Source organism: Aureispira anguillae, from assembly GCF_026000115.1.
Taxonomy (GTDB): domain Bacteria; phylum Bacteroidota; class Bacteroidia; order Chitinophagales; family Saprospiraceae; genus Aureispira; species Aureispira anguillae.
The window spans coordinates 2,534,229-2,548,843 of record NZ_AP026867.1; the positions used below are offsets into that span (position 1 = coordinate 2,534,229).

The 14,615-nt window shown below is 36.7% G+C and carries 10 protein-coding genes; 5 read left to right on the top strand and 5 right to left on the bottom strand.

All coding sequences use genetic code 11. The annotated features are described in order from the left end of the window. Positions 1–38 precede the first annotated feature (38 nt). Together AsAng_RS09745 and AsAng_RS09750 are read right to left on the bottom strand one after the other, a co-directional pair. On the bottom strand, positions 39–2,216 hold the full coding sequence (locus AsAng_RS09745) for a glutamine synthetase III family protein (RefSeq protein WP_264792588.1): 2,178 nt from the start codon (positions 2,214–2,216) through the stop codon (positions 39–41). A 169-nt stretch (positions 2,217–2,385) separates the two neighbouring features. Then, positions 2,386–2,847, bottom strand: coding sequence for a type I restriction enzyme HsdR N-terminal domain-containing protein (locus AsAng_RS09750; RefSeq protein ID WP_264792589.1), 462 nt, complete (start codon positions 2,845–2,847; stop codon positions 2,386–2,388). 617 nt (positions 2,848–3,464) lie between these two features. Between AsAng_RS09750 and AsAng_RS09755 the strand changes: the two genes are divergently transcribed. From AsAng_RS09755 to ggt, 5 genes are all read left to right on the top strand, one after another. Continuing rightward, positions 3,465–4,757: a Ser-Thr-rich GPI-anchored membrane family protein gene (locus AsAng_RS09755; protein ID WP_264792590.1), complete on the top strand. Its 1,293-nt coding sequence runs from the start codon at positions 3,465–3,467 to the stop codon at positions 4,755–4,757. A 373-nt stretch (positions 4,758–5,130) separates the two neighbouring features. Further along, positions 5,131–6,189 carry a tRNA preQ1(34) S-adenosylmethionine ribosyltransferase-isomerase QueA gene (gene queA / locus AsAng_RS09760; RefSeq protein ID WP_264792591.1) on the top strand — a complete coding sequence of 353 codons (1,059 nt, stop codon included), beginning with the start codon at positions 5,131–5,133 and terminating at the stop codon, positions 6,187–6,189. A gap of 120 nt (positions 6,190–6,309) precedes the next feature. Beyond that, positions 6,310–7,122, top strand: coding sequence for an META domain-containing protein (locus AsAng_RS09765; protein ID WP_264792592.1), 813 nt, complete (start codon positions 6,310–6,312; stop codon positions 7,120–7,122). 75 nt (positions 7,123–7,197) lie between these two features. After that, on the top strand, positions 7,198–7,965 hold the full coding sequence (locus AsAng_RS09770) for a thiazole synthase (RefSeq protein WP_264792593.1): 768 nt from the start codon (positions 7,198–7,200) through the stop codon (positions 7,963–7,965). A 280-nt stretch (positions 7,966–8,245) separates the two neighbouring features. Further along, positions 8,246–9,976, top strand: coding sequence for a gamma-glutamyltransferase (gene ggt, locus AsAng_RS09775; protein WP_264792594.1), 1,731 nt, complete (start codon positions 8,246–8,248; stop codon positions 9,974–9,976). A 3-nt stretch (positions 9,977–9,979) separates the two neighbouring features. Here ggt and AsAng_RS09780 read toward each other — a convergent pair whose 3' ends face one another. The 3 genes from AsAng_RS09780 to AsAng_RS09790 all read right to left on the bottom strand — a co-directional run bounded on the left by AsAng_RS09780 (position 9,980) and on the right by AsAng_RS09790 (position 14,470). After that, entirely contained in the window at positions 9,980–10,870 is an 891-nt protein-coding gene (locus tag AsAng_RS09780; protein WP_264792595.1) for a DUF4249 domain-containing protein, read from the bottom strand. A gap of 1 nt (position 10,871) precedes the next feature. After that, the gene (locus AsAng_RS09785; protein WP_264792596.1) at positions 10,872–13,271 is read right to left on the bottom strand and encodes a TonB-dependent receptor; all 2,400 of its coding nucleotides are present in this window, start codon (positions 13,269–13,271) and stop codon (positions 10,872–10,874) included. A 116-nt stretch (positions 13,272–13,387) separates the two neighbouring features. Further along, complete coding sequence (locus AsAng_RS09790; protein WP_264792597.1) at positions 13,388–14,470, bottom strand: hypothetical protein; 1,083 nt, start codon at positions 14,468–14,470, stop codon at positions 13,388–13,390. Positions 14,471–14,615 lie beyond the last annotated feature (145 nt).

The following is a 14,615-nucleotide window of genomic DNA, read 5'->3' on the forward strand; positions in this document are numbered from 1 at the left end:
CCATTTTTTTATATAGAATTTTACGATTCAATTGCATTTTATCTTAAAAACAATAATTCACGATATTTTACCAATGGCCAAACCTCATCATCTGTCAATTGCTCCAAATCATCGGCAGCATTGCGCAGTTCTTCCATGATTGGTTTTACCTTGTCACAATAAGCAAACGCCTTTTCTCTAGCATCTAATGCTCCTGCTTTTACTCGTTCTGCCTTCATTTGGTAAGCACAATCTTTAATGGTATTGATATAAGATGAAATATCTTTTACCAGCGCTAGTTGTGCCGTATAAGCATCCTCTCCTAGACCTACTGCTTTTAATGCTGTAATATTTTGAAGCAATCTAGTTTGATAATCAACTGCAACAGGCAAAATTTGATTCATACACATTTCAGCCATCGTACGAGATTCAATCTGAAGTTTTAACGCATAATCCTCTAGGCGAACATCATAATGAGCATGTAGTTCTTCTTCTGACAAAATTCCAGATTCAACAAACAAATCTTTGATTTCCTTATTAGAATAAGCCTCTAATGCTCTAGGCGTATCGCCATAATTTCCTAGCCCTCTACGAGCTGCTTCATCTTTCCATTCTTCGCTATAACCATCTCCCTCAAAACGAATATTCTTAGATTCCTGAATGTAATTCTTTAGAACCGTCAAAATTGCTTGATCTTTGGGCATATTGCTAGCCATCAAAATTTGAACATCTTGGTAGAATTCTCTGAGTTGTTTGCCCACAATCATATTCATAATGGTCATTGGAGCAGCACAGTTTACAGTAGAACCAGCCATGCGAATTTCAAACTTGTTTCCAGTAAAGGCAAACGGCGACGTTCTATTTCTATCCGTATTATCCAATTCCAAATTAGGCACCTTGCTCAACAAATTTAAGGCTTTTTTCACACCATCAGCCGTTACATCAACCCCTTTTTCGATCTCATCCAAAACCTTTGTTAAGGCTTCTCCAATAAACACAGAAATAATAGCTGGAGGGGCTTCATTCGCTCCTAAACGGTGGTCGTTGGAAGCCGAAGTAACACTAGCACGCAAAATGTCAGCATATTTATAAACCGCTTGGATTGTGTTTACAAAAAAGGCTAAAAATTGTAAATTTTTGCCTGGCTCCTTACCTGGAGAAAGCAAATTTTTGCCCGTGTTGGTTGCAACAGACCAGTTGTTGTGTTTTCCTGATCCATTTACCCCTGCGTATGGTTTCTCGTGAAACAAGACACGCAATTTGTGACGAATCGCAACTCGTTCCATAATGTCCATCAACAATTGATTGTGATCCACCGCAATGTTTACATCTTCGTAAATTGGAGCAAACTCATATTGACAAGGAGCAACTTCGTTATGACGAGTACGCAAAGGAATCCCCAACTTATAACATTCTTGTTCCAAGTCTGTCATATAAGCATAAACACGTTCTGGAATCGTTCCAAAATAATGATCGTCCAACTGTTGTCCTTTAGGAGCCAAACGGCCTAATAAAGTACGACCTGTCATCACTAAATCTGGACGTGCATTAAACAAGGCTTCATCCAATAAAAAATACTCTTGTTCCCAGCCCAATGTCACAGAGATTTTTGTGATATTTTCATCAAACAACTGGCAAACATCAATTGCTGAACGCTCTAAAAACGCCTGCGATTTTAACAATGGCAATTTATAATCCAACGATTGTCCTCCATAGGTAACAAAGATTGTTGGAATACAAAGTGTTTTTTGATTGTTCACATCCAAAATAAAAGCAGGAGAAGTTGGGTCCCAAGCAGTATATCCTCTAGCCTCGAACGTGGTTCGCAAACCACCACCAGGGAAACTAGAACCATCTGGTTCTTGCTGTACCAATTCATTTCCTGTAAATTCCTCGATTGCCTCTCCGTCCCCATTCAATGTAAAAAAGGAGTCATGCTTTTCAGCAGTACGCCCTGTCAATGGCTGAAACCAATGTGCATAGTGCGTTACCCCTTTGCTTAAGGCCCACTTTTTCATGGATTCAGCAACATGATCTGCCAAATCTCTATCTAAGTTAACCCCAGCATCAATAATGGCTTTAAATTGTTTGTATGACTTGGGAGCAAGAAATTGTTTCATAGTGTCATCACTAAAAACATTGCAACCAAACATTTCAGAAACATTGGAAGATAAAGGGGGAGTATTAAACTTTTTACGGTTGGATAACAGATCTAGAGCTTTAAATCTACTGTTCATGACTTTGATGAATTTTTTTAAAATGGGCTTATTGACCCATTTAGATGAAAATTACTTTATTTTGGCGCAAATGTAAGTAAATTGTTACTTAAAAGATGGTTAAAGGCTAATAAATTTGAAATTATTTTCTCCCTTCTTATTCAGCGCTAACTTCGATATCTAATACGATTTATTTCAATTTGTTATAACTAGGAATTTCTTCTAAAAATTGAAACTGCTTGTTTTCATAATCTATCTTTGAGCAGTAATTGACAGGGCCATTGGTCACGATCAAATAGGGAACTTTTAACGTCATATTATAACGTGCAATCTGTTCAAAAACTTTTTGATCTACTTTTACCTTAGCAGACTTGCATTCTACCAGTACGATAGGCTCAAAATCGGCATCAAAAACTAAAATATCGCATCGTTTGCTCATTGTATTTACGTCCAAGCCCATTTCAACACGAATCTTATTCTTAGGGTAAGATTTTTCTTCGATCAAATAATGAAGGATCAATTGGCGAACAACTTCTTCTGGTGTCAAAACCAAGTACTTTTTTCGTATAAGATCAAAAACGTATTTATTGGCGTTCTTGTATTTTATATCCAGCCGATCCTGATAATTTAATAAATTTATATTTAATAACATGAATATATTTTTGGTAGGCTATTTTGCAAAAAACATTACCGAATAGTAGGTTTTATCGCATAAACAACCTTGCAAACTAAATTTTATTAAAGCATAACAAACTACTAAACAAACACTTAATTCTATAAATTATTAGTTATTTTTCATTAAAAGAACAGTTATTCAATTTATTATTACTATACTTGCATTGCAAATGTAAATAATAACAATCGCAAATATTAGACATTATCACGAAACGAAGTTCATGAACTATATCATGACCAAAGGAAATAAATTTACTTTTCCAAAGTATGGATTCTTTTTATTAAACCAAAAGTTACCACAAAGGAATAACAATTTAACAAACGGTATACTATTGTACCTTTTTAATCCAAAATAAATTTCCTTAATCCTAAAATGCCTACTTGGATTTCTTATGAATGTTTCCCCCATTCATTTATCAAAAAATTAGCATAATGTAGAATGATCTAATTTCTTCATAAAAAGATTGAACACTAGTTTTCAAGCTTTTTAATTACGATTTCTACGCTTCCACAACAAATTTCACCTGTTTGTCTTCTCTCCTGTATTCCTATAAATTTTCTTTTTATTATATAAACATTTTAACTCAAATTTTTATGAAAAACATTTTAAAAATCACTCGCATAAAGTATATTTTTATACTTTTTTTTATTGGATGTATTGCCAACAACGCTAATGCTTGGGAGAGTCCTACCATCAACATAATTGATCCCACAGCCAATACGGTTTGGAACACAGGACAAAATGTAACCATACGATGGACCAGCAATTTTCCGGCTAGTGCTAATTTGAAAATCTTCTTGTATGAGGGAAACAGGCGAGTTGCTAAGGTTGCCAGCTTTATCCCCAACACAGGATCTTATACTTATTCTGTTCCCAACTCTTTGATTAACTCTTCCCTCTATCGACTTCAAATTTTTGATGTTGCTAATCCTGCGGCTTCCGTTACTTTTAGTGATTTTTTCACCATTAACAGTGGTTCTCCCACTATCAACATAATTGATCCCACAGCTAGTACTGTTTGGAATACAGGACAAAATGTAACCATACGATGGTCCAGTAATTTTTCAGCTAGTGCTAACCTGAGAATCTTTTTGTATGAGGGGAATAATCAAGTTGCTACTGTTGCTAACTTTATACCCAATACGGGATCTTATACTTATTCTGTTCCCAACTCCTTGATTAACTCTTCCCTCTATCGACTTCAAATTTTTGATATTGCTAACCCTGCGGCTTCTGTTGCTTACAGTGATTTTTTCACCATTAACAGTGGTTCTCCTACCATCAACATAATTAATCCTACAGCCAATACTGTTTGGTACACAGGACAAAATGTAACCATACGATGGACCAGTAATTTCTCGGCTAGTGCTAATTTGAAAATCTTCTTGTACGAGGGAAATAGACGAGTTGCTACTGTTGCTAACTTTATCCCCAACACAGGCTCTTATACTTATTCTGTTCCCAACTCTTTGGCTAACTCTTCCCTTTATCGACTTCAAATTTTTGATGTTGCTAACCCTGCGGCTTCCGTTACTTTCAGTGATTTTTTCACCATTAGTAATAGCTACGGTAGTAGATCTTCTCTGCCTACCCATGAAAACGTAGAAAATTCAGGGCAACAGAATGGAATAGAACATCTTTACATTAGCCCAACCCCTCAATTGGCAGGAACAATATCTAAAGTTATCATCCAATCTAGTGAAAATATAACTGCTCAGATGGTTATATCGGATATGACAGGACGGATCGTAGATCAAAAAACTATTGAGCTTACTAAAGGTGATAACCAAATAGATACCACTCCTATTACAGAAAAAGGGATGTATGTGTTATCAATTCAAACGGCTAATACCAATAAAAGTTTGAAACTTATAGTAGTTGAATAAATAATGCGCTAGAGCTTCCATTTTGCAGAAAAGGTAGGGCAAATCTTAGAGAAAGACCTGTCCTACCTCTTTTTTGTACCTACCTCAATCCCAATAAAAACTATGTTTCTACAAAAAATGAAAATGGCTTGTATTTGTTATTTTATTTTATTTAAATACAAGAACCTTCCTAGTGTTTTAAAACTCTCGTTCAAAAATTCATAACAAAGGTAGTACTAATCTTCAAAGAATTTTTATATTTGCGACTATCGCTATTCAAAAGGTAATGATTATACCCTATACAATATACAGCGTTACTACTTTATAATATTTCATGCGTGTAAATAAACATGGGATATTAACTTTAGAATTAAACAGAATATACTATTCAAACATGAAACTATCGCAGTTTAACTTTAATCTCCCAAGTAAACTTATTGCTGAATATCCTGCCGAACGTAGAGACGAATCTAGGTTAATGGTTGTTAACAGAGCAGAAGGCACTATCTCTCATCATATTTTTAGAGACATTCTAGATTTCTTTGACGATGGAGATTGCTTTATCTTAAACAATACTAAAGTATTTCCAGCTCGTTTGTACGGTCAAAAAGAAAAAACAGGAGCTAGAATTGAGGTATTTTTGCTTCGTGAATTGAATGCAGAAATGAAATTGTGGGATGTGTTGGTTGATCCTGCTCGTAAAATTCGCGTGGGCAATAAATTGTATTTTAATGATGAGAATGGTGCAGAAATCCTAGTAGCAGAAGTAGTAGACAATACGACTTCAAGAGGAAGAACCATTCGTTTCCTTTACGATGGTAGTGATGCAGAGTTCAAAGCTCACCTAGATAAATTAGGTCATACACCTCTTCCTAAATACATCAATAGACCTGCAGAAGATTTAGACAAAGAGCGTTACCAAACAATCTATGCTTCTGAAGTAGGTGCTGTTGCAGCTCCAACTGCTGGTTTGCACATGAGCCCAGAAGTAATGAAGCGCCTTGAAATTAAGGGAATCAATTTTGCTACCTTAACACTTCATGTTGGTTTAGGGACATTCCGCAGCATTGAAGTAGAGGATTTGTCTAAACACAAAATGGATGCAGAATATTTTAAAATTGATCAACCTACTTGTGATTTAGTCAACCAAACTATTCAAGGAGGTCGCAAACGTTGTGCCGTTGGTACTACTTCTATGCGTTCTATTGAATCTGCTGTTTCGGCTAATGAATTGCTAAAACCTGCGGAAGGATGGACCAATAAATTTATCTTCCCTCCCTACAACTTTAGCATTGCCAACTCTATGATTACTAATTTCCACTTGCCAAAATCTAGCTTAGCCATTATGGTTTGTGCTTTTGGCGGTTACGATTTGATTATGGAGGCTTATCACGAAGCAATCAAAGAAGAGTATCGTTTCTTTAGTTATGGAGATGCTATGTTAATCATCTAATAACTTCTTTAGATAAAATATATTAGAGACTGCTTTCAAATAAAGCAGTCTTTTTTTTGTTATACCCAAACAACCAAAGTATTTTTACAACTGATTTTAACATCTAATCCAACTCATATTATGACACGATCAAAATACTTATGTTTTCTTTCTGTTCTTTTTCTCTTGGGCATTGCTTGCAATAAAAAAACATCCAATGTTAATAACAACACCCCGAACGAAAATCATTTAGAAAACACAAGCACAACAAGCCTAGTAGGAACTTGGACTGTTCTTAGTTTTCCTCTTCCCGAAGAAAGCAAAACAGCTACAAAGCCTTATCAATTGGTTTTTAATGCCGATCAATCTATGGGGCTAAAGTTGGACATCAATAATTGTGGGACAAACTACCAAACTAAAGATGGTTATTTGGTTTTTGAAGAAGGAATGAGTTGTACAGAAGCTTGTTGTGATAGCAAAGAAGCTATGATTCTAAGCAATTTATTTAAGGGTTCCTTAAAATATACTATTCAAAACTCAACGATGACAATTTCCACAGAGCAAGGTCCTATTAAATTGGTCAATAATAAAAACCGCCTTCAGGGCAGTTCTTGGGTAGCGGTAAGTTATGCTGATTTAAAAGAAAAACAAGCGACCAAATTTTCTAAAAAATATGTTTTGAGTTTTGACGATTCTAGAATTCAACTGCGTCTCGATGCCAATAACTGCAATACTTCTATTGCTTATGCAGACCAAATTTCAATGATTGAATTGCCAATGAATAGCATGGGCTGTACTCGTAAATGCTGCGATAGTAAAGATGGGCTTTTATTGATGAATATGCTCCAAGGCAAAATTTCTTATTCTAAAGAGGCAAAACAATTGATTTTAAAAACAGCTAGTAAAGAGATTATTTTCACACCTTACCAAGAAGAAACTTCTAATAAGGATTAGAATGCTTCTAACGCTTATTAGCAATATATGTTTTTGTACTTAGGTACCGCTTATATTATAATAATTAAAACACTTATGCAACCACTACAAATAGCAGACAAAACGCTTCATTCTCGATTATTTACTGGAACAGGAAAATTTTCGTCTAGTATTATGATGCGTGACGCCTTATTGGCTTCCGCTTCCGAATTGGTCACTGTAGCACTCAAACGAGTAGATATTAATAATGAAGAAGATGATATATTAAATCACCTTAATCACGATCATATTCATTTATTGCCCAATACATCGGGTGCTAGAACGGCAAAAGAAGCAGTCTTTGCCGCACAATTGGCTAGAGAAGCCTTGGGAACCAATTGGCTCAAATTAGAAATTCATCCTGACCCAAAGTATTTGATGCCAGATCCCATCGAAACCTTATTGGCGGCAGAGGAATTGGTAAAATTGGGTTTTGTGGTCTTACCTTATATCCATGCTGACCCTGTGTTGTGCAAACGTTTGGAAGAAGTAGGCACCCATGCGGTAATGCCTTTGGGCTCTCCTATTGGTAGTAACAAAGGGCTTAAAACGGTTGATTTTTTAGAAATTATTATAGAGCAATCAAACGTTCCTGTTATTGTTGATGCAGGGATAGGGAGTCCTTCTGATGCTGCCAAAGCAATGGAAATGGGGGCAGATGCCGTCCTAGTTAATACTGCAATTGCAGTTTCGGACAACCCTGTAGAAATGGCTAAAGCCTTCAAATTGGGTGTAGAAGCAGGACGCATGGCTTATGAGGCTCGTTTGGCTAGCCCTTTTAATCATGCAACAGCCAGTAGCCCATTGACTTCTTTTTTGGATTAATGTCCATTGGTTTTTAGTTCATAACGAAATACTTAAGTATAATACTCCATTGATTTTTTATTAAAAAACTAAAAAATCAATGGAGTAATGTGAATAACTAAACACTAAAGTAAGTCCCTGCCCCTTGGACTATCATCCAGATGAAAACTGGAGCAACTCCGCTTACAAACATTTACTAGACGATAACAGTTATTAATATATTTTATCGCCGTTTTGACTGCGAGACAAAAATAGTTCTTACTTTTGTTTAATATCTATATATTAAATACACTGTAACACTATGCACACCTTCGCTAATAAGTTTCTTATTTTCTTCTCCCTAATTTTTTGTTTTTATGCTTGTACAGAGCCTACTCCCAATAAAGAGGCACCGCAAGCTTCAATATTTGATATTACCAAACAAAAAATCAGCGACTCTGCTATGGTGGTTTCAGCCCACCCACTAGCAACTCAAGCAGGTATAGAAATACTCCAAAAAGGCGGCAATGCCATTGATGCAATGGTGGCGGTTCATTTTGCCTTGGCGGTTGCCTATCCTCGTGCAGGAAATATTGGTGGAGGGGGTTTTATGGTCTATAGAGACAAAGATGGTTCCGTCAATACCTTAGATTTTAGAGAAAAAGCACCAACCAATGCGCATCGGGATATGTACCTAGATTCTCTAGGTAAAATTGTAGATTCCCTAAGTTTGACAGGGCATTTGGCATCTGGCGTTCCTGGCTCTGTTGAAGGGATGTATGCTGCTCACCAACAATATGGAAAATTAGCTTGGGAGCTATTGGTACAGCCCGCTATCGATCTCGCCAATGAGGGTATAAAAGTAACAGAACGAGAAGCCGTAGCTTACAATGAGCACATGCGCTTATTTAAACAGTTCAATACGCATAAAAATGCTTTTGTAAAGGAACAGCCTTGGAAAAAAGGAGATCTATTAATCCAAAAAGATTTGGCAAATGTACTCCTGCGGATAAGAGACAAAGGACGTGCAGGCTTTTATGAAGGAGAAACGGCCGACCTCATTGTTCGGGAAATGCAAAAAACACAAGGCATTATTTCTCATGAAGATCTAAAAAATTACAATGCTGTTTGGCGTGCCCCCATTCAATTTGAATACAAAGGTTATAAGATGATTTCTATGCCTCCCCCATCTAGTGGGGGAATCTGCTTGGCAGAATTGTTTAATATGGTAGAAGGGCAGCCGATGGAGGCCTGGGGCTTCCAATCTGCTCAAAGTATCCATTTATTTACAGAAGCTGCTCGGCGAGCTTATGCTGATCGAACAGAGCATCTTGGAGATCTCGATTTTTACCCTGTTCCTGTACAACAGCTAACCAGTCAAGCTTATGCCGATATGCGTATGCAAGATTATGTAGATAGTATAGCAACGCCTAGCGATAGCATTTCGCATGGGAATCCTTATCCCAAAGAGAGTGAGCAAACCACCCATTATTGTGTTGTAGATGCTGAAGGCAATGCTATTTCGGTAACCACAACCATCAATTCCAATTTTGGCAGCAAAGTTATTGTAGAACAGGGGGGCTTTTTTATGAATAATGAGATGGATGATTTTAGTGCTAAACCTGGCGTTCCCAACCAATTTGGTTTATTGGGAAATGAAGCCAATGCTATTGCTCCCCACAAACGAATGTTAAGTTCAATGACGCCAACGATCGTAGAAAAAGATGGGCAGTTTTTTATGGCGGTTGGCAGTCCTGGAGGCTCTAAAATTATCACTACGGTATTTCAAGTTATCACAAATGTAATTGATTTCAAACTACCACTCAAAGATGCGGTGCATTTGCCTCGCTTCCATTTCCAATGGCTTCCCGATTTATTGTACCATGAAGAAGGTGCCTTTTCGGATGAATTACTGGAAGAACTCAAAGCATTGGGACATACTCCTCAAAGCAGAGCGCCTATTGGGCAAGTAGAAGCTGTTTTGCGATTGCCAAATGGGCAGCTAGAAGGCGTTGGTGATATTCGTGGAGATGATGATGCCAAGGGGTTTTAAGCATTACCAAGGAATATATAAAGTATCTCTATCGTAGGACAAAAAGGTGAAAATACCATAGCCTCCTTGAATATTGGAAAGAATGGTTGAAGGCTCAACAAAGGGATTTAAGTTCGCTTCTCTTGCATTTCGAGAAGTGATCAAGTAATTGTAATAAGCTTGATCAATGTGATAAATGGTAGCAATTAAACTATCCGTTCTATAAAACTCATAATCGCTAGCATGAGAAATTTCTCCTTGGTTAAAAATGGCTTGGTCGTACAATACTTGGTCAAAATAGGGGTTTTCAGCCACATATTTAAAGACAGCGCCCTTGTTCAATCTGGATAAAGTATTCTTGTGAAGCGTCATTCTATAATAGTTATTGGTCGTTAAATCATCTTGACAGCTCAAAACGACAGAGGCGATAGAATCTGCATTAAATGTTGTTTTAAAGGTAGTAATTGGGACAACAGGCATGGCTTGTGTAGTAGCACTGACATAGCGGTCATTGATTGTATCCCATACCTCTAGTGCAAAGTTTGTATTCCAACTAGAAGGGCAAATATTGGTAGAAGCATAGTTGTAAAATCGAGTAGAGTCGGCATTCCAATAAGGCATAATGCTACTGCACCCGTTTCCACTATAGGGAGCTTCAACTAGGGTATCTTTGATGCCATTATAGGTAATAACCACCAAGGCATGCCGTACAAAAGGGCAAATATTGGTTACGTCAAAATAGCCTTTTGTCTCTGTTAAGATTAACTGCAAGGGTTGCCCTGCCTCCAAATAACATTCAACCACTAAATCATTTTCGGAGGGATCTATTGGTATTTCGATTGTATTTTCTAATTTTTTGCAAGCTGATAAAAGTATTAAGCAAGCAAGCAAAAACCAATTTTGTTTAGCCATCATTTTACCATTTAAAGTTCCATGTTATACTTGGAATAATAGGAAATAAAGAAACTACCTTTCCTTGAAATTTTTCTGGAATTTGAGCGGTATTTGCGCCTCTATTATCATCGGTATATAGGGCATCAATGTACATAAAAAAAGGATTTCTTCTATCGTAAACATTATAAATACTAAAGGTAATATCGCTTTTAAATCGCTTGTTATCCAAAGGGAATAATTTCCAAACCAAGCCTAGGTCTAACCGATGGTAAGCTGGCATTTGAAATCCTCCACGTTCTGTATAAATGGGGATAAATTGAAAGGGATTGGTGGCTGTTATATCGGTTTGAATGTATCGCTTGCTCGGCAATGAAATTGCACTCCCCGTTCCATAAACCCAAGAAGCGCTTAAGGTTAGTGGAAATTTAGGGTTTGTCCAAGGAATATCCCAAGTTATGACAGCCGAAATATCATGCCTTCTGTCTTGCATGGGGTGATAGGCCTGCCCTCCATTGGCTTGGTCAAATTGCCGCCAAGTCCACGACAAGGTATAGCCAATCCAGCCTCTTAAATTTCCGTTTTTCTTTTCGATATAAATTTCGCCCCCATAACTACAGCCGCTTCCAAAAATAAATTCTTGATCTAATTGATCGTTAATAAATAACTTAGCGCCATCTCTAAAATCAATCTGCCCATGCAACCATTTATAATAACCTTCTATATTAATATAGAAATCTTTTCCCAGTGCTACAGACAAGCTAGCCGCAAGCAAATCGGAAGCTTGGGGAGCAACATTTTTATTGGAGGGATACCAAGCATTAGTAGGCAGTGTTGCTCCTGAAGTTGACACCAAATGGATGTATTGGTTCATTCGGGCATAAGAGGCTTTTAGTGCTATTCTTGGATGCACACTGTATTTTATCGCAAATCTAGGTTCTGCGGCAGGGTAAAACGTACGATCATTATAAAAACCACTCAGCCGAATCGCCGACAAGAGTTTTACCTTTGGGCTAATCGTCCAATCGTCTGACCAATACAAGGCAAATTCACCCGCATGAAAAAGGGAGCCTGCCCTAACCTTAATATCTGCTCCGTTATCAGCATCAAATTGCCCCACCAAAAATTTATGATAAACTGCACTAAGCCCAAACCTTAATTCGTGTTGAGTAGAAGGCAAAAACATAAAATCTGTCTTCAAACTAAGGTCTTGAATTCCAGAACCTAATTTTAAATCAATATTACCAACTTTGCTTTTTATATCGTAAACATAATCTGAAAAAGTTAGCGAAGTGTTGACAAAAATATTGGGCGCAATGGTTCGGTTCCAACGCAATGTTCCTGCAATATTTCCCCATTGCAAATCAAAATTAATTCTCTTATTTCTAAAAATAAAGGCATCTCGCCCAAGGTAGGCACTAAAAAACAGGCGATCTTTGGGGCTTATATCGTAATTTAATTTGGCATTAATATCGTAAAAATTAGAACTAGGGATGGGCGTCCAGTCTGGATTGTTTTCATTGTTTTTATTCAATAAGTTGGTAAAAAGATCGGCATAGGTTCTTCTAGCAGAAAGGATAAACGCTCCCTTGTCCTTTTTTATAGGACCTTCTACAGCAAGCCTAGCAGAAATAAGCCCTAAACCTCCCTTTACCTCGTATTTTTTTCGGTTGCCTTCCCGTGTCCTTACATCTATAACTGACGATAGTTTTCCTCCATATTGAGCAGGAAACCCAGCCTTATATAAGGTTACATCTTTAACAAGATCAGCATTAAATGTGCTAAAAATTCCCAATAAATGGCTAGGATTATAAATTGTCGCCTCATCCAAGAGAAAATGATTTTGATCCACTCCCCCACCTCTGACATAAATTCCTGTCGCTCCTTCTATTCCAGACTGCACCCCAGGCTTAAGTTGCAGTACTTTTATAATATCCACTTCTCCAAACATAGCTGTAATCTCTTTTGCTTCTTTTGCCGTTACTTTTTCTGCTCCCATTTGAGTAGAATTTAAACGTTCTTTATTGGAAGCAGCCGAAACCACAACTTCTTTGATGGTGGTAACATCCTTAAGTTCAATGTTAAGAACAGTATCTTTATGCAGGTAGAACTGGTGAATAATCGTCTCATACCCAACAAATGAAAAGGCAACAACGATCGTATCTTTGGGGATTGTCAGGGAATAAAAACCATACTCATTGCTAACGGTATTTGTGTTTCCATCTCCTATATAAATATTTGTTCCAATGAGTGTTTCCCCACTATTCGCTTCCTTTATGACACCACTAATGGTATAATTTTGAGCATAGGAGTTACGAATAGAAAAAAATAGTAGTAAAAAGAAAAAGCAGTTGATTAGGCGATTCACGGATTGGGATTTTTCTGTAGAGTAGGCAAATAATACAGGGGGATATATTGTTTTCATTAGGTGAGTTTAATCTAAAAATTCAACCGTTTGAAAATGGTCTATCTTGTTGCATTTTCAAACGATTGAATTTCCAAATTAAACGATAAAAGACATTGTTAAAATATCAATTATTCTTAGTTCGGCCAAGGACCTGTAAATTCTACCAATACCAACTCTAAACGATCCACAAAGTCATCATAGTACGTTTCTGTATCTTCAATTGTACCGTCTTTGTAAGTAATGTGAATATCGGCATAACCTTGGTAGTCTTTTGCATAATCTAAATCTGCAATTTCATTCCCTTTGTAAAATACATCGGCATCAAATAAGGTGTTGATTTGTACATTGGTTGGATTGAACAAAGAACGAGCAGTTTCAAAATCAGCTGTAAAAGGCAGTGTAAAATCACCAAATTTAAATTCACCTGAAGCAGCAATACAGTCGTTAAAATAATCTAAAGTCTCGTAATTAGCGTGATCATAGGTAAGATCCGTTACCAAAGAGAATTTCTCAGTACCATTGTTTTTTGCTATAATTTCTACATTAAGTTTAGCAGGTGCTGTTCTTTTTGCCTTAATTTCAAATACATAAGGAGCCAAGGTAAGGTGCATTTCCATTTCTACAGGAATCTGGAAAGAAGTATTATCATAAGTAGCGGACTTAAGATCAACCCCAATACAATCTTCATTATTAACACTTACATTTGCCATCAAAGAAGTTGGCAACCAATATTGGTAATTGTTATACGAAACCTGTTGATCGGTGTAATGATGTGCAGTCGCAACTACTGAATTAGAGTTTGCTCCCATAATAGCTGGCATTTCCAATACAATTTTGTCGGTTGGCAAACTAGAAGCTGTCCAGTTCTGAGTTGAGGCATTCCAACTATGTGTTCCTACGTGATTCGTAAAATTGAATTTATTGGTTTGGTAAGCAGTAATATTAAGATGCGATTCTAGGGTATTGTACAACATTTCTGCCCAGTTTGAATTGAGCGCTTGTCCTCGGTCAAGGTTCAAAAAGTCGTCAATAGCTTGCATTGCACAACCTGCCTTTAAAGCTTTTGTTTCTGTTATAACATCATTAAATAGGTTTTTGATGTTTTCTTTATCTTCTTCTACAGTAGTTTCGATCGGTGGATCATTTTTATCACAGTTACTGAGAAAAAATGCCATAAAAGACAAAATAAAGAAAAACTTCAATTTAGAATTCATCATTTTTATGAGTTTTTAAGTATTAAAATTGAGATTTTAAAAAAAATTATTGATTTTATGAGACTGTAATTCTTTAGGTTAAGTAGCGCAAAGAAACATAAAATAAATGAACATTCAAACAATTTTTAAAGAAAAAATTATTTAACAT